The sequence below is a fragment of the Clostridium sp. C105KSO13 genome (assembly GCF_001517425.1).
Taxonomy (GTDB): Bacteria; Bacillota; Clostridia; order Lachnospirales; family Lachnospiraceae; genus Muricomes.
Genome location: NZ_FBWL01000169.1, coordinates 196,535 through 212,663, shown reverse-complemented (window position 1 = coordinate 212,663; position 16,129 = coordinate 196,535). Strand labels below are relative to the sequence as shown.

12 protein-coding genes are annotated in these 16,129 nt (G+C 44.0%); 3 read left to right on the top strand and 9 right to left on the bottom strand.

From position 1 onward, the window contains the following. Positions 1-8 precede the first annotated feature (8 nt). The 4 genes from BN3456_RS12090 to BN3456_RS12075 form a co-directional block, all read right to left on the bottom strand. Complete coding sequence (locus BN3456_RS12090; protein WP_089984406.1) at positions 9-890, bottom strand: metallophosphoesterase; 882 nt, start codon at positions 888-890, stop codon at positions 9-11. Further along, the gene (gene deoC / locus BN3456_RS12085; RefSeq protein ID WP_089984404.1) at positions 883-1,539 is read right to left on the bottom strand and encodes a deoxyribose-phosphate aldolase; all 657 of its coding nucleotides are present in this window, start codon (positions 1,537-1,539) and stop codon (positions 883-885) included. The genes BN3456_RS12090 and deoC overlap by 8 nt, the downstream gene beginning before the upstream one ends. Before the next feature lie 183 nt (positions 1,540-1,722). Then, complete coding sequence (locus BN3456_RS12080) at positions 1,723-2,982, bottom strand: D-alanyl-D-alanine carboxypeptidase family protein (RefSeq protein ID WP_089984402.1); 1,260 nt, start codon at positions 2,980-2,982, stop codon at positions 1,723-1,725. Between the two features lie 65 nt (positions 2,983-3,047). Next, the gene (locus BN3456_RS12075; RefSeq protein WP_089984401.1) at positions 3,048-4,208 is read right to left on the bottom strand and encodes an SAM-dependent methyltransferase; all 1,161 of its coding nucleotides are present in this window, start codon (positions 4,206-4,208) and stop codon (positions 3,048-3,050) included. 309 nt (positions 4,209-4,517) lie between these two features. Here BN3456_RS12075 and BN3456_RS12070 point away from each other — a divergent pair, with 309 nt between their 5' ends. Further along, a complete protein-coding gene (locus tag BN3456_RS12070) occupies positions 4,518-5,255 on the top strand; it encodes a J domain-containing protein (RefSeq protein ID WP_089984399.1) in 738 nt (245 codons plus the stop codon). Here BN3456_RS12070 and BN3456_RS12065 read toward each other — a convergent pair. Further along, positions 5,242-7,680 (bottom strand): cation-translocating P-type ATPase, encoded by a 2,439-nt coding sequence (locus BN3456_RS12065; protein WP_089984398.1) that lies wholly within the window; start codon positions 7,678-7,680, stop codon positions 5,242-5,244. The genes BN3456_RS12070 and BN3456_RS12065 overlap by 14 nt on opposite strands. Before the next feature lie 205 nt (positions 7,681-7,885). Between BN3456_RS12065 and BN3456_RS12060 the strand changes: the two genes are divergently transcribed. Next, positions 7,886-9,247, top strand: coding sequence for a Mur ligase family protein (locus tag BN3456_RS12060; protein ID WP_089984396.1), 1,362 nt, complete (start codon positions 7,886-7,888; stop codon positions 9,245-9,247). Further along, positions 9,244-10,002 carry a type 1 glutamine amidotransferase gene (locus BN3456_RS12055; protein WP_089984395.1) on the top strand — a complete coding sequence of 253 codons (759 nt, stop codon included), beginning with the start codon at positions 9,244-9,246 and terminating at the stop codon, positions 10,000-10,002. The genes BN3456_RS12060 and BN3456_RS12055 overlap by 4 nt, the downstream gene beginning before the upstream one ends. A gap of 55 nt (positions 10,003-10,057) precedes the next feature. Here BN3456_RS12055 and BN3456_RS12050 read toward each other — a convergent pair whose 3' ends face one another. From BN3456_RS12050 to gdhA, 4 genes are all read right to left on the bottom strand, one after another. Beyond that, positions 10,058-12,703, bottom strand: a complete 2,646-nt coding sequence (locus tag BN3456_RS12050) for a cation-translocating P-type ATPase (protein WP_089984393.1) — start codon at positions 12,701-12,703, stop codon at positions 10,058-10,060. Between the two features lie 181 nt (positions 12,704-12,884). Beyond that, positions 12,885-13,748, bottom strand: a complete 864-nt coding sequence (sdaAA, locus tag BN3456_RS12045) for an L-serine ammonia-lyase, iron-sulfur-dependent, subunit alpha (protein ID WP_089984391.1) — start codon at positions 13,746-13,748, stop codon at positions 12,885-12,887. Then, entirely contained in the window at positions 13,749-14,414 is a 666-nt protein-coding gene (gene sdaAB, locus BN3456_RS12040; protein WP_089984389.1) for an L-serine ammonia-lyase, iron-sulfur-dependent subunit beta, read from the bottom strand. A gap of 101 nt (positions 14,415-14,515) precedes the next feature. After that, positions 14,516-15,850, bottom strand: a complete 1,335-nt coding sequence (gene gdhA, locus BN3456_RS12035; protein ID WP_089984388.1) for an NADP-specific glutamate dehydrogenase — start codon at positions 15,848-15,850, stop codon at positions 14,516-14,518. Positions 15,851-16,129: the final 279 nt, after the last annotated feature.

The window sequence follows — 16,129 nt, the reverse complement described above, 5'->3', positions numbered from 1 at the left end:
AGGCATTCCTATTCTTCATCAAATGGCTGCATGTTGATGACAACCACCTCCGCATTGTTGCAAAAGCGCAGATTGATTGTATGGGTACCTAAGCCCCTGCTCACAATCAAAGCCTGTTCGCCTTCCAGGGTCATTTCTCCTGAATATGCAGGGAAAAGAACAGCCTGCGGAGTGATGAGTCCCCCAAGACCGGGGATGCGTATGATTCCTCCATGAAGATGCCCTGACAATGTCAAATCAGCCCCCCACTCTTTATAAGCAGGGAAAAACACCGGGTTGTGGGCAAGCAGTATATTAAATTTATCTTTTTCTGCATGCTGTATGCAGCGGCTGATATCCTCCGGAGTGACTCTTTGTTTCTTAAACTTTTCATAGGTATCCATGGGAAGTTCCAACCCTGATATGCGTACACAAAGCTTATCCAGCATCACGTCTTCTGTCTGATTCTCCAGAAAATGAATACCAGATTCCTGCAGTGCGTTTTTGTAATCATAGTATGTCTCACCGCCATGCTCCCAGGAAGCTTCCTTTAACCGCTGCTCATGATTCCCCAGGGAATAATACACTGGACAAAGTGGAGGAAGCTTTGCGATAAAGGAAAGGGCCTCTTGAAAATCAGATTTTTCCCTCCCCACCAGCATGTCCCCTGCTATCAGAATTAAATCCGGTTTCTCCTTGCGTATTGCCCTGAAAAGCTTATCATTGTGTTCTCCATATACTTTATTATGCAGATCAGCCAGCAGAACTATTTTTTTATCTGTATCCAGCAGTCGGAATTTTGGAACCTTTAAGGAGTATCTGGTGATTTTAAAAAACTTAAGTTCCCGCTTTCCCTCCACCAGAATAATTACAAGCAGTATAATAAGGATTGTACCAACAACCTTACTCATGCTTCATTCCTTCTACAATTGCAATCCCCGAGCTTGTCCCCAGCCTGTCGGCGCCTGCGCGAACCATGGCCATAGCCGTCTCAGTATTCCGAATACCGCCGGAAGCTTTTACTCCCATACCGGATCCTACAGTCCTGCGCATCAGGGCTACATCTTCTTCCCTGGCACCGTCCGCAGAAAACCCTGTGGAGGTTTTTACAAAGGCTGCTCCTGACTCTCTACATAATCTGCACGCATATTCTTTCTCGTCATCCGTAAGAAGACATGTCTCAAGAATCACTTTCACAATAGCCTTATCTCCTGCTGCTTCCACCACAGAAGCTATGTCCTGTCTAACGTAATCCCAATCCTTACTCTTGATCATCCCCACGTGAATGACCATGTCGATCTCTTCAGCCCCATCCTCCACTGCAGAAAGAGTCTCTGCTACCTTTCCTGCTGTGGACATGGTGCCAAGAGGAAAGCCTACCACTGTACACACTTTTACATTGCTGTCTTTTAAAAACTGCGCACAATAATACACAAAACTGGAATTTACACATACTGAATGAAACCCATATTCCACAGCCTCTCTGCAAAGCTTCTCAACATCCTGCTTTGCTGCCTCCGGTTTCAAAATTGTATGATCAATCATTTTTGCAAGATCCATGTTTATCCTCCATCTGTAGAGCGGCATAAAACTGCCGGCAAATCTGTTATCATTTACATTATACTAACATTTTTTGCCTGCTTATGCAACTAAGGCTTGATTTTTCCAAGCCTTAGTTGCAAAGCATATCCTGTCGACTTAGACGTGGTTTTTTTATGTCTTAGTGACATGGATATTCCTTTTTTAAGCAGCTATACTAAAACTTTTCATTACCTTCTTAAGATAATCAAATATACCCGCCTTTTTTACATTTTTGGAGGCAATTACATCCACCTTTCCTATTTCTTTCCCATCCAGCTCATATACCAGACTTCCTGCAGCATCCCCTTTCCTGACAGGTGCATCCAGACTCTTCTTCATATTCAGCTTTTTTGTGATTCCCGCCAGGTTGGCTCCTGTTGTGTCAAGGTAGCGGAATGTACCGGAATATTTACAGGGGACGGTATCCTCCACTCCTCCATCCACCACTATATCCTTTAATTTTTGAGGTTTCTCGTCTTTGTAGACCTGACATTTTCCAAAACCATAGTTTAATAGTGTTGTGGCATCTTTGAACCGGGCTTTAGAGTCTTCTGCCGCCATTATCACTGCAATCAGGTCAACGTCATTCTTTTTAGCTGTTGCTGATACACAGAATTTTGCCAGCCCTGTTGAACCGGTTTTCAGCCCAGTGGCATATTCATACTGCCGCACAAGTTTATTTGTGTTTGTAAGACCAAATTCGGAAGTTCCCTTTTGTGTTGTATGGGTGATATTTTCCATCCATATCATACAGTAATCCTGAATCTGAGGATACTTTGTAATCAGCTCCCGTGACATCAGGGCGATATCCCTTGCTGTCGTAACATGTCCGTCCGCATCCAATCCATTGCAGTTGACAAAATGGGTGTTCTCCATGCCCAGGCTTTTTGCCTTCTCATTCATCTGTCTGACAAACTCTTCCTCATTGCCGCATATGTATTCCGCCATGGCAACGCAGGCGTCATTGCCACTGGCTACAGAAATGCATTTTAGCATTGTATCAACAGTCTGGGTCTCTCCTGCCTCCAGAAACACCTGAGAGCCACCCATAGATGCCGCATATTCAGAAGTCGTTACCTGGTCCTCCAACTTGATCTTTCCCTCTGCCAGGGCATCAAAAATCAGCAGCATAGTCATAACCTTCGTCACGCTTGCTGGAGGGCGGGGCGTATCTGCATCCTTTTCGCAGATAACTTCACCCGTCGAAGCCTCCATCAAAACTGCAGACGGTGCACTGACCTGAGGACCTGCAGCTTCTTCGGCAGGCTGTTCTCCTTCAGAATCGTCCTTATTTTCGGTATCCTCTGTATTCTCAATATTTTCCTGAGTATCTTCATAGACAATATGTTCTTTTGCCGGCATTGCATATACATTCTGCAAACACAGGAATGTACTGAGAAGTACCGCCAATACTCGTTTCATAAAAAACTCCCTCTACTACATCGTCTATTAACAATATAGTAGAGAGAGAAAAAAAATAGAACTTTTTATACTACTCTGGTCATGGGAAGTTCGTTGTTAACTCCTTTGGAAATTAAAATCTGATGTATATCTATAATACCGTTATGGAATGTTGCGGCGCAGGCAGCAAGGTAGAGTTCCCACATTCGGGTAAATTCCTCACCCTGCATTTTTACTACTTCGTCACGGTGACCTAAGAAATTTTCACGCCAGCACAGCAGGGTTCTGTTATAATGCCTTCTCAGGCTTTCTACATCCAGTGTGTAGAACTTGTAATCCGGCAGAATGTTTATAATCTCCCGCAGGCTCGGTATAACTCCTCCTGGGAAAATGTATTTTTTTATCCATGCGTCACCTTCATGTTCTTCCAGTGCACTGATGTAATGTAGTAAAAACAATCCTCCGGGTTTTAAAACACCATTTACATTTTTCAGGAACAGTTCATAATTTCCCCGTCCCACGTGTTCAAGCATGCCTACACTGACTACCCGGTCAAATTGCAGGTCCGACTTCTCCAGGTCTCTGTAATCCATCAGCTTTACAGTCAGTAAGTCCTGAAGGCCTTCCTTCTCTATATCTTCAGAGAATTTTTTATACTGCTCTTCACTTAGGGTAATACCGGTTCCCTTAACCCTGTATTTTTTTGCTGCTTCTTTTAGGAGAAATCCCCAGCCGCAGCCTATATCAAGAAGTGACATTCCTTCTTCCAGATGAAGCTTGTCCAGGATGTGATGCACCTTTCCCACCTGTGCCTGATACAAGGTATAGGAATCCTCCTTAAAGTAACCGCAGGAGTAACTCATAGTCTCATCCAGCCAGAGACGGTAAAAATCATTGCCGATATCATAGTGGGAAGTCACTTCTTTTTTCTGATTTTTCTTAGATTTTGAGGTGGTGATCAATTTCTTCAATGCCGACTTATCCGTTGTGAACTTTCCCATCTCACCCATGAACAAATCCAAAACCTCATATAAATCCCGGTCCACCTCAAGTTCTCCACGCATATATGCCTCGCCCAGCGCAAGAGATGTGCTGGTAAGCAATTCTTTCTGGTCCAGATTCTTATTTAGTGTCACCGTAAACTCAGGGGTTTTTGCATTTCCTATCTGAGAAACTTCTCCACCGGATTTCAGACAGAACGTCACAGGTATAATACGTCCCAGGTACTCTTTAATAAATGTCTGCATAATAATTCCTCCTCTTCTGCATTATGCTGTCTCTTTATGCTTCTTTTGCTGCCAATACCAATTAGGAAATTTCGCTTATAAAAAATAATTATAAAACTTTCCATTTATTTTTCAACCCCCTAAAAGCATTCTTGTTGTCTTGTTTAAAAAGAAGTAGTTATTTAGAACCAGGCACAAAAAGAAGAATTTTGTTCCCTGACTTTTCTTGATTTTTTTTTTTTTATATCGTAATATTAAGGTTGCAGAATCGAATGAAAGGCTGAACTGTTACATATAAGGTCTAGATAATAATAAGGCAAGGAGAAAACAATGGAAACCCGTACATATTATGACATTCTCGGTGTATCCAGGGAGGCAACCACGGAGGATATTACAGATGCAAAGAATGCTCTGGCAAAGGTATACCATCCCGATGCCAATATCCATAGTGATATAGATACAACCTCCTATATGCAGGAAATACTGGAGGCATACACAGTACTTTCCAATCCTGATAAGAGGAAAAAATACAACTGTGTACTGGCCGGGAAGCCAAGCCGTGTATTTCGCACTTACACTGTAGAAAAAGGCGACCCTGAAAAGGACGCTTCCTCATCTTTTGTCACCTATTGGAATGCCGCCTGCAAGCTGAATGAAATCGTAGAACAGAGTGAAAAAATCATAGAGACCAGTCATAAAAAAGAAAGAATTTCACTCAAACTCTTCAGGAAAATCGGAAAGCACAATAAAGATGACACGGCAGTTGCAGAACAGCTTAACACTTTGTCCCTGCAGGCCATCCGATATATCACCATTCTGAAAACCGCAGAAATTCCTCTGAACTGCTGGCAGCCCGAGGCTATGAACTGGGTTCTTGTCCGCTGGGGACAAAAACAGAGCCTGGATTACCGTGTACTCTTTTCAAAATATGAAGTATACATGGAACAGAACCAGTCAACTGCGGAAAAAGCAAGAATTCGTTCTCAGAACAGACATTTTTATAATAATCTGCAAAGACTATTGAGTTATGCTTCCGGTATTTTAGACTCCGTATTTATGAATCTGTAAATTCTTCCGGACGTCCTTTTAATCTGACATAGTATAGTCTTAGTTTTTTCAAAAAAGAGGTTAGATATCGAAGCACAGGTTCTGTTGCAATGGAAAAGACTACGAACAACATAACACATTTTGTTGACATGGTTGTAATGGCAAACAAATCGTTCAGGAAGATGCTGCAGAAAAGCAGACCTGTAATGTTTCCCACGACTACTGCAGTCCTCAGTATATTCATGGGGGCACTGATTTTATATAAAATCATAAATCCCACAATAGCCAGCAGCATAGTGGCTGCTGTGGAAATGTCTGTAGAGTTCACGCCAAAGGTCAGTCCGAACACTACAAGGGCGCCAACTGCCAGCACATCAGTCAGCGCTGCCGGAAGCGCTTTTAAAAATACATTGGTCAGGAAGTGACCTTTAATAATATTTTTATTTGGCTCAAGAGCCAGGAAAAATGCCGGTATCCCAATTGTAAACATGCTGATCAGAGATACCTGGGAAGGTTCCAGAGGATAAGTAAGCATAAATACAGCGGAGAACAGCGAAAGCAGGAAGGAAAATGTGTTTTTTACCAAAAATAGGCTTGCCGAGCGCTGAATATTGTTGACGACTCTCCGCCCTTCCGTAACCACCTGGGGCATACATGAAAAATCTGACTCCAGGAGCACAAGCTGGGATACATGGGCTGCTGCCTCGCTCCCGGACGCCATGGCAATACTGCAGTCTGCATCTTTAAGCGCCAATACATCATTTACTCCGTCACCTGTCATGGCAACTGTTTTCCCTGCGTCCTTTAATACATGTACAAACTGCCGTTTCTGACTTGGGGTCACTCTCCCGAAGACTGTGTTTTTCAGCACGGCTTGACGGATATTTTCATCGGATCTCAAAGAAGATGCATCTACGTAATCTTCCCCGTGAGCAATGCCTGCTCTCTTTGCTACCTCAGAAACGGTCACCGGATTATCACCAGATATTACCTTTACTTCGACACCCTGCTCCGTAAAATAGTGGAAGGTCTCTTTTGCTTCTTTTCTGATGGGATTTTCCATAAGAATATAGCCCAGAGGAATAACCTCTTCTTTCAACGCCTTACCGTCTATCTCACCATCATAGAGACCAAATACAAGTACTCTGGTCCCTTTTGAAGCATATTCCATAATTGTGTCTTTATACTTCTCATAATGTTCACGTAGAACAAATTCAGGGGCGCCAAGTACGTAGGCAGCATTTTCGAATGTAACGCTGCTGTATTTTGTAGCAGAGGAAAACCCTGTCTTACTGACCGGCTTTTTCCCGGAAGTAGACTGAAAGTATCTTTTCATGGCCTCCATGGTAATGTTATCCTTCTGCATTGCCGCCGTGAAGTCTCCGATCATTGTATCCAGAAGGCCCATGGACTCAATGTCATACCCCTCTGCAGGGATTACCCCTTGAACCTCCATGGTGTTCTCTGTGATAGTTCCTGTCTTATCGACGCAGAGTACATCGACCCTGGCCAGTGTTTCGATACATTTCATATCATGAAGCAGAACTTTTTTGTTGGCCAGTCTGACTGAACTGACTGCCAGCGCTACACTTGTCAAAAGGTAAAGGCCTTCCGGAATCATACCAATGACTGCCGCAACCATAGATGCAATACTGGACTGAAATCCTTCCCCCTGGAAATAAAACGCCTGTACAAACAGAATAATTCCAATGGGTATAATAGCAATTCCAACACCTTTTACCAACTTGTCCAGGGAACGTATCATCTCAGACTGCTCCCCTTCCTGCATTGCTTTTGCTTCCAGTGTCAGTCTGGAGATATAAGAATCAGCTCCCACTTTATCCAGCCTTGCATGACACTTTCCCGATACAATAAAGCTTCCCGACATCAGATTGTCGCCTTTTCTCTTTGTGATTTCATCAGACTCACCGGTCAGCAGAGACTCATCAACCTGAACTTCCCCCGCACAGACTTGTGCATCAGCACAGACCTGGTTGCCGGCCTTAAAAACAACAATATCGTCCAACACAAGCTCTTCGGCATCAATCACTGTCTCCAATCCGTCTCTTACCACTGTTGCATGTGGCGCATTGAGCATGGTCAATTTGTCCAGAACTTTCTTCGCACGAACTTCCTGCACTATTCCAATGAATGTATTTAATATAATAACTGGCAGGAATGTAAGATTGCGGAAAGAACCTGCAATACACAAAAGTACGGCCAGAATTAAAAATATCAGGTTAAAATACGTAAACAAATTACCCTGGATAATCTCCTTTACGGTCCTGGCGGGCGGATCCACCGATGTATTGGTCCATCCGTGAAGCCTGTGCTCCTGTACCTGCTGGCCGGTAAGGCCCTTTAAATACTCCGGGCAGTATCTGGTCGTGGGGATTCTCCGGTCCGTGTTCTCATCAATTATCTGGGATCTGTTTTTTCTTCGCATGTATTTTCTTCCACCTCATTTTCGTTATACGTTATCTTCAGTATTTTCCAAATTAAGTCCTATTCATTCTACCATATTGAAATCAAATTTCCAGAGGCTTCATCAATTTTTCTTATAAATTGCCATGGTTCCTTGTTTTCTGAACATGTTTCTATTATAATAGTACAGGTATTCTAAGAAAAGGATAAGAGTTGACAATAAAATTATGAGATTAAGAAGTGTACTTGCAATCAAATGTGCTAAATGCACCAGCTATCTGATTAAAAAACTGAATAGAGGAAGCGGTGTCACCCTTCCAGGATATGTGGCCCGCCTAATAGACCCCCAGATCCTGGGCGTTATGGCTGATATGGTAAGGGAAAAAACAATCGTAACTATGGGGACAAACGGAAAGACAACAACCAACAGTATCATTTACCATGCCCTGAAAGCAGAGGGTAAAAAGGTAATCATAAATAGGACCGGTGCCAATATGCTCAATGGAATTATCTCCGCTTTTGTTCTTGCCGCGGACAAGCACTGCCGTCTGGATACCGATTATGCCTGTATAGAGGTGGACGAAATTGCGTCTGTAAATGTGCTGCCCCAATTAAAGCCTGATTGCGCCCTTTTAACCAATATCTCCAGAGATCAGCTGGACCGTTTTGGTGAGGTGGACATTACGTTCAATAAACTAAAGACTGCCGTGACAAGCGTCCCTGATACAAAACTGATTATCAACTGCGATGATGTACTTTCTTACACTCTGGCTTCCGAAAGTGGAAATTCATTTGTGACATATGGGATTAGTGAACAGATCTTTGACGATATCTCCCGTTCTGAAATCAGGGAAAGCATTTTTTGCCGTTCCTGCGGGAAAAAACTGGAATATGATTTCTTTCATTATGGTCAGCTGGGAATTTACCACTGTCCCAACTGTGGCTTAAGCCGCCCGGAACCGGATTTTACGGCAGAGAACATTTCGCTGGAAGAAGAATTGTATACATTTTCTATGGATGGTATGTTAATTCATTCAACAGTCCGCACCCCGTACAATATTTATAATACTTTATCTGCTTATGCGGCACTAAATGTACTGGGGGCTGCCCGGGTACATTTCCAGGATATGATAGAAGCTTTTGATTACGGCAATAACCGGGAAAGTATTTTCTTCATCAATGATGCAAGAGTTCAGCTGCATCTTGCCAAGAACCCTATTGGTTTCCAGCAGAAGATTTCTCTGGTATTAAAAGATGAAAAGCCTAAGGATATCATCATCCAGATCAACGATACCTATCAGGATGGTGAAGACATTTCCTGGCTTTGGGATGTAGACTTCCAATATCTTGCAGATGCAAGGGCCGCTGCAATAACCACAGCGGGTACACGCAGGTTTGATATGGGTCTCCGCCTGAAATATGAGGATATTCCCTGCGGCAATACCACGGATCTGCGCAGTACTATTGTTGAGCGCACAAAAAGCGGAACGGGGAATCTGTATGTGATTGTAAATTACTCCGGGCTTTACAGCACGAATCATATGCTGACCGAATTAGAGAAAATACAGAAAGGGGAAGAAACGCCATGAAACTGACAATCGGACATTTATACCCGGATTTGCTGAATCTATATGGTGACAGGGGAAATATACAATGTTTCCGCAAACGCCTGGAATGGCGGGGCATGGAAGCAGAAATTATACCTTTCCTTTCCGATGATACGATAGATTTTTCCCAACTGGATATTGTCCTGCTGGGCGGAGGCTCCGACAGAGAACAGGAACTGGTATGTGGGCATTTGAAAAATATTCAGCAGGATTTTAAAAATTATGTAGAAGACGGCGGAGTTGTCCTGGCCGTCTGCGGAGGATACCAGCTTCTGGGTAAATATTATAAAACAGACAACAAAACAATAGAGGGGCTGTCCATATTAGACATCTCTACCGAATGGCAGCCTGAACGTCTGATTCGGAATATTGTCCTTACCAGCCCTCTTTTTGATAAACCTGTGGTAGGCTTTGAAAATCACGGGGGCCGCACCTACATCGGCAGCCATACACCTTTTGGCAAGGTTTTTTATGGACTGGGCAATACCGGGAAATCCGGTTACGAAGGTGTCATTTACAAAAATGTTATCGGAACCTACCTGCATGGTCCTCTTCTTCCCAAAAACCCACAGGTATGTGATTACCTGTTGGAGAGAGCACTCAAAAGGAAATACGATGACAATATTATTCTTGAGCCGCTGGAAGATGAATTAGAAGACCTTGCAAACAGGTACATCGCAGACAGATACAGTGACAAAAAATATATTCTAAAAGAAACAATCAAAAGGCACATCTAACGAAACATACAAAATGAGCGGACAGATTTCCTCGTCCGCTCACTTTTTGGGATTTTTATTTCTTTAACTTTCTCTGAATAGCTTTTGTTATTTCCATGATTGGAATAATTGCAATCGCCAGTCCCATAGCAATCAAATATTCGTTCCAATCAATCGACTGGAATGAGAAGGCATCTGCAAGTATAGGAATTTCAATAACACTTGTAGTCAATACAAGTGAAAGCAGCATTGCGCCCCACAACCATTTATTCTGGTAATTCATAGTAAATATAGAACCTCTTCTGGATCTCATATTAAATGAGTGGAAAATCTCAACCATCGACAAGGTAAGGAAGGCCATTGTCATTCCATCAAGGCTGTCAGTAATTTCCCAGACGCCTGACTCTACATAGTGTCCAACAAAGTAAGAAGCCAATGTTAATAATGTTACAATAACTCCCTGAAAACCAATGTCAAAACCCATTCCGCCGGCAAAAATTCCATCTCTGGAATTTCTTGGTTCCCGCTTCATAATATCACTTTCAGCTCTCTCCATACCCAAAGCCAGCGCGGGAAAGGCATCTGTAATCAGGTTAATCCACAATAAATGTACCGGTTTTAGAATCTGGAATCCCATCAATGTGGCGAAAAATACAGCCAGAACTTCAGCCATATTGGAAGCCAGAAGGAACTGAATTGCCTTTCTTATATTATCATATATGCGGCGTCCCTCTTCAACTGCTGATACAATGGTTGCAAAATTATCATCTGCCAAGACCATGTCTGCTACATTTTTCGTAACATCTGTTCCTGTGATGCCCATGCCAACGCCGATATCAGCGCTCTTAATAGAAGGAGCATCATTGACACCGTCGCCGGTCATGGCTACAATCATGCCTTTCTTCTTCCATCCTTTAACAATACGAACCTTATGTTCCGGCTGCACACGGGCATACACGGAATAATTTTCAATCTCTGTAAAAAAGTCCTTATCACTGATCTCATCCAGCTGAGCTCCGGTGATGGCATGGCTGGCATCTTCGATGATTCCCAACTGCTCCGCAATAGCAACAGCTGTATCTTTATGATCTCCTGTAATCATGATAGGCCGGATTCCTGCCTCCCGACATTCCTTCACCGCATCCTGTACTTCCGGACGCACAGGGTCAATCATGCCTGACAATCCCAGATAGCAAAGATCCTTCTCAAGATTGCCCGGTTCCTGATTCTCAGGCACCGATTCCCAGCTGCGCTGTGCACCGCACAACACGCGCAAGGCCTGTCCTGCCATCTCACGGTTCTGACTTATGATTTCCTTTCTGGTTCTATCATCTAAAGGCTTTTCCTGACCGTCCGACCAGAATTTTGTACAACGCTTTAGAACCTCATCCGGGGCGCCTTTTGTAAACTGCATGATTTCACCATCATTCGTCCGATGTATGGTAGACATCATCTTGCGCATAGAGTCAAAAGGTGCTTCTCCTACACGCGGATATTCTTCCATCAATTCGGATTTAAGCAGCCCAAGCTTATAAGCATCATTTACAAGGGCAGCTTCAGTTGGCTCTCCCACTGCATTATTCTCATCATCCAAATTAGCGTCTGAGCACAAAGCCATTGCCATTGCAAGTCTCTTTTCATCAGACCCACTGTGATGGACAACTGTCATTTTATTCTGAGTCAGTGTGCCTGTCTTATCCGAACAGATAATCTGTGTACAGCCTAATGTCTCCACGGCAGTAAGCTTGCGGATTACTGCATTTTTAGCAGACATCTTAGTCACGCCCATAGACAGTACAATTGTTACCACGGCTGCCAGACCTTCCGGGATGGCAGCTACTGCCAAAGAAACTGCAACCATAAATGTATCCAGGGCAAACTCTCCATTAATTCCTGTTCCTGTAACCTGTGCCCTGATCAAGCTTACCGCAAATATTACAATACAAATAAACAATACCAGAACACTTAAGATTTTACTGAGCTGATTCAATTTGATTTGAAGCGGTGTTTCGTCATCCTTTGCATTTGACAGGGCATCGGCAATCTTACCCATCTCTGTATCCATACCGGTTGCAGTCACCACAGCCATACCACGGCCATACACTACGGTACTTCCCATATAGCACATGTTTTTTCTGTCACCGAGAGGAACATCCTTTGCTCCGTCCAGATTCAAGACCTTGCAGATTTTATTGACCGGAACAGATTCACCGGTCAGTGCTGCTTCTTCAATCTTCATGCTGGCACTTTCTATAATTCTTGCATCTGCAGGAACTGCATCTCCCGCTTCCAGCACAACGATATCCCCCGGAACAAGCTCCTCGCTTTTTATACTGGCCTGTTTCCCGTCGCGGATAACATTTGATGTTGCCGCTGCAATTTCCTGGAGGGCTTCAATTGCTTTCTCAGCCTTGCTCTCCTGCACAACACCCAGCACCGCATTAATAATTACCACAATCATGATGATGATGGCCTCTGCAAAGGATTCGCCCTCCAAAACTGATGTAATTCCTGAGATAACCGCAGCTGCAATCAGTATAATAATCATAGGATTTGCCAGTTCTTCGAGGAAACGCCTGAAAACAGATACTTTCTTTCCTTCTTTTAATTTATTTGCCCCAAACTGCTGCAGCCTTTTTTCAGTCTCCTGTGTACTTAAACCTTCCTCATTTGACTTTTGTTCCTGCAGTACTTCCTCCACGCTGGTTAAGTACTCTTTCATAGTGACCTCCTTTTATTCGGTTTTCATCCTGCGATTAAAAAAAGACTTATCTGTATACACAGATAAGTCTCGTCATTTCATCAAAAGCCAGGAACTCCTGTTCCGGTTGTTGGCCCTTTCGCGGTTAATCGCCGACTACTCCCTTACTGTATGGCATTGTAACACATCCCGCACTTATCCGTCAAATATTTTCTAAAATTTCTTTTGCTCTTGGAGTGTTTGCCAATCCGCCTTTGCTTGTCTCACGCAGAGAATCATTCATTGCTTCCCCGACCTCTTTCATTGCATCGATTACCTGATCCGGAGGGATACGGCATGTAATGCCAGCCAGGGCCATGTCCGCCGCAGACAGAGCATTGACGGCTCCCCCTACGTTTCTCTGTACACAGGGCACTTCAACCAGGCCGGCAACCGGATCACAGACTAGGCCCATCAGATTAATCAAGGCCATTGCGGCTGCATCCATAATCTGATAATTGTCTCCGCCTTTTAAATAAACCAGCGCTCCCGCAGCCATTGCAGAAGCCGAGCCTATTTCTGCCTGACAACCGCCTGACGCGCCTGCTATAAAAGCCCTAAAGGCTATCACCTCTCCGATTCCCGCTGTGACATAAAGGGCATGGAGAATCTCCTCCTCTGTGTTTCTTCCCTCTTTGAATAGAGAAACAAGAATCGCAGGTATTACACCACAGGCTCCCGCCGTGGGAGCAGCAACAATCCTCTTCATGCAGGCATTAGATTCTCCCATCTGCAAAGCTCGAGTAATAACCTTAGAAACAAAATCGCCGCAAAGTGTCTCTCCTTTTTTGCGGTATGACTCCATCTGTCCCCCCATACCACCTACGAGTCCGCTGTTTGAGGTCAGGTTTGTGTCATAATCATCGCTGGCCCCCAGCATAGCATCCCACATTCCCTTCATAGTATGGACAGATTCTTCTTCACTGATACCATTTTCCTCCATGTCTCCCAATAATACAGCTTTCCAGAATGGAACGCTCTTTTCCAGGCAAAACTGATTTATTTCTTCCAAAGACTGATAAGCCATCTATGCATCCCCCCTGTCTATATAAGTCACCTTTACGATTCCTTCCTGTTTCTCCAGCCACTTTACATATGAATCCGGCACAGGCTGATCGATCTCAATGACCATCACTGCCAGTCCGCCTCTTTTTTCGCGGTGGAGCTGAAGAGTTGCAATGTTGACAGATGCTTTTGCAAGCATGGAAGTCACTTCCGCTACATGCCCTGGAGTATCATGGTTGTGGACAATCAGTGTGGGACTTTCTCCGGTACAGTTCACCACAATACCATCCAGCTTGTTTAACATAATACGGCCTCCGCCCAGAGAAGACGCCTGCACCTCCAACACTCTGCCATCCTTACCAGTCACTTTTAAAAGTGCCGTATTGGGGTGGGCATCACGTATCTCTATATTCTTTATATGAAAGTCCAGCCCTTCCTTTACAGCAATCTCAAAGCTTTCAGGAATTCGCATATCATCCGGCTGCATTCCCAGAAGTCCCGCCACAAGTGCCTTGTCTGTACCATGTCCCTTCCCAGTGGCTGCAAAAGAACCGCAAAGTCCAATCTCTGCCTTTATAGGACAGCTTCTCAGCAGTTTTCTCGTAACACGACCTATGTTTACTGCCCCTGCTGTATGGGAACTGGAGGGTCCTACCATAACAGGTCCTAAAATGTCAAAAATATTCATAATCCGCTTCCTCCATAGAAGAACGTAAGCTTGTTCTTTAATCAGTATAGCAGATTTTCATTTAAATATCCACGAATTTCATTTATTTAGTAGACTTGATTCTACACGATACCCTGTGCCGTCATTGCATCCACGACCTTCTCAAAACCTGCGATGTTCGCACCTACTACATAGTTTCCTTTTGCACCGTATCTTTCGGCTGCATCTGCCATATTATGACAGATAGTTTCCATGATTCTCTTGAGGCGGCTGTCAACCTCTCCAAAGGTCCAGCTAAGTCTTTCACTGTTCTGGGACATTTCAAGAGCAGATGTGGCTACGCCGCCGGCATTGGCAGCTTTTCCCGGAGCAAACAGTACTCCGTTTGCCTGAAGATATTCGGTTGCTTCCAGCGTTGTTGGCATATTTGCTCCCTCGGCCACTGCAATACATCCGTTTTCTGTCAATAACTTAGCATCATCCAAAACAAGTTCATTTTGCGTTGCACAGGGCAGTGCGATGTCGACCTTTACGGACCACACACCTTTTCCTTCATGATACTCTGAATTTGGACGGTAAATCTTATATTCTGTCAATCTCGCACGTTTTACTTCTTTAATTTCCTTGAGTGCATCCACGTCAATGCCCTCCGGGTCGTATACCCAGCCATTCGAATCGCTGGCGGTCACTACTTTGGCACCGAGCTGCTGTGCTTTCTCTGTTGCATAGATGGCAACATTGCCGGATCCGGAAACCGCAACCGTCTTCCCGGCGAATTCGATTCCATTAAGCTTCAGCATTTCCTGTGTCAGGTAGAGCAGACCGTATCCGGTAGCTTCCGTACGTGCCAGAGAACCGCCGTAGCTCAACCCTTTTCCTGTAAGAACACCCTCTGATAATCCACGGATACGCTTGTACTGTCCGTACAGATACCCGATTTCTCTTGCGCCTGTTCCTATATCGCCGGCCGGCACATCTGTATCAGCCCCAATGTATTTGCTCAGCTCTGTCATAAAGCTCTGACAAAATGCCATAATCTCTCTTTCTGATTTTCCCTTAGGATCGAAATCAGATCCACCCTTTCCTCCGCCGATTGGAAGACCTGTCAAAGAATTCTTGAAAACCTGTTCAAATCCTAAGAATTTAATAATACCGAGGTTTACAGATGGATGCAGGCGAAGTCCTCCTTTGTATGGCCCTATTGCACTGTTGAACTGAACGCGATAGCCTGTATTTACATGTACCTGACCATTATCGTCCACCCACGGAACACGGAACTTTAATTGTCTTTCCGGTTCAGTCAGTCTTTCCAGAAGAGCATCCCTGCAAAACCGCTCTTCATTTGCCTCTACAACAACCCGAAGAGATTCCAGTACTTCCTTCACTGCCTGATGAAATTCCGGCTCTGCAGGATTCTTTTTCACTACTAACTCAATTACCTCGTCTACATATGACATCCTTTTTTCCTCCTTTAATGTAAAAATAGTTATCCCCAATGTACCCGCTTTTAGACTACATTGTCTACCAGTTCAGTTTAAAATCAGAATGCAACTTTGTCAATCATAAGTTTCATTGTTTAAAAGTGCATCGGCAGCCATCGTTGTAATCAATTCTTTCTTAATCCGCACATTGAAAATTCTTGCAGGAATTCCCAAATCACAATTCATTTTTTCAGCCAACTCCATTAATTCTCAGATCAGCTAATGTAAATTTTACCCCTTTCTTGCTGGAGTAAA

Coding starts and splice junctions, on each gene's coding strand:
- sdaAB (WP_089984389.1), bottom strand. CDS start 14,414: ATGAATATTTTTGACATTTTAGGACCTGTTATGGTAGGACCCTCCAGT.
- BN3456_RS12065 (WP_089984398.1), bottom strand. CDS start 7,680: ATGCGAAGAAAAAACAGATCCCAGATAATTGATGAGAACACGGACCGG.
- BN3456_RS12070 (WP_089984399.1), top strand. CDS start 4,518: ATGGAAACCCGTACATATTATGACATTCTCGGTGTATCCAGGGAGGCA.
- deoC (WP_089984404.1), bottom strand. CDS start 1,539: ATGGATCTTGCAAAAATGATTGATCATACAATTTTGAAACCGGAGGCA.
- BN3456_RS12075 (WP_089984401.1), bottom strand. CDS start 4,208: ATGCAGACATTTATTAAAGAGTACCTGGGACGTATTATACCTGTGACG.
- gdhA (WP_089984388.1), bottom strand. CDS start 15,850: ATGTCATATGTAGACGAGGTAATTGAGTTAGTAGTGAAAAAGAATCCT.
- BN3456_RS12055 (WP_089984395.1), top strand. CDS start 9,244: ATGAAACTGACAATCGGACATTTATACCCGGATTTGCTGAATCTATAT.
- BN3456_RS12090 (WP_089984406.1), bottom strand. CDS start 890: ATGAGTAAGGTTGTTGGTACAATCCTTATTATACTGCTTGTAATTATT.
- BN3456_RS12060 (WP_089984396.1), top strand. CDS start 7,886: ATGAGATTAAGAAGTGTACTTGCAATCAAATGTGCTAAATGCACCAGC.
- BN3456_RS12050 (WP_089984393.1), bottom strand. CDS start 12,703: ATGAAAGAGTACTTAACCAGCGTGGAGGAAGTACTGCAGGAACAAAAG.
- sdaAA (WP_089984391.1), bottom strand. CDS start 13,748: ATGGCTTATCAGTCTTTGGAAGAAATAAATCAGTTTTGCCTGGAAAAG.
- BN3456_RS12080 (WP_089984402.1), bottom strand. CDS start 2,982: ATGAAACGAGTATTGGCGGTACTTCTCAGTACATTCCTGTGTTTGCAG.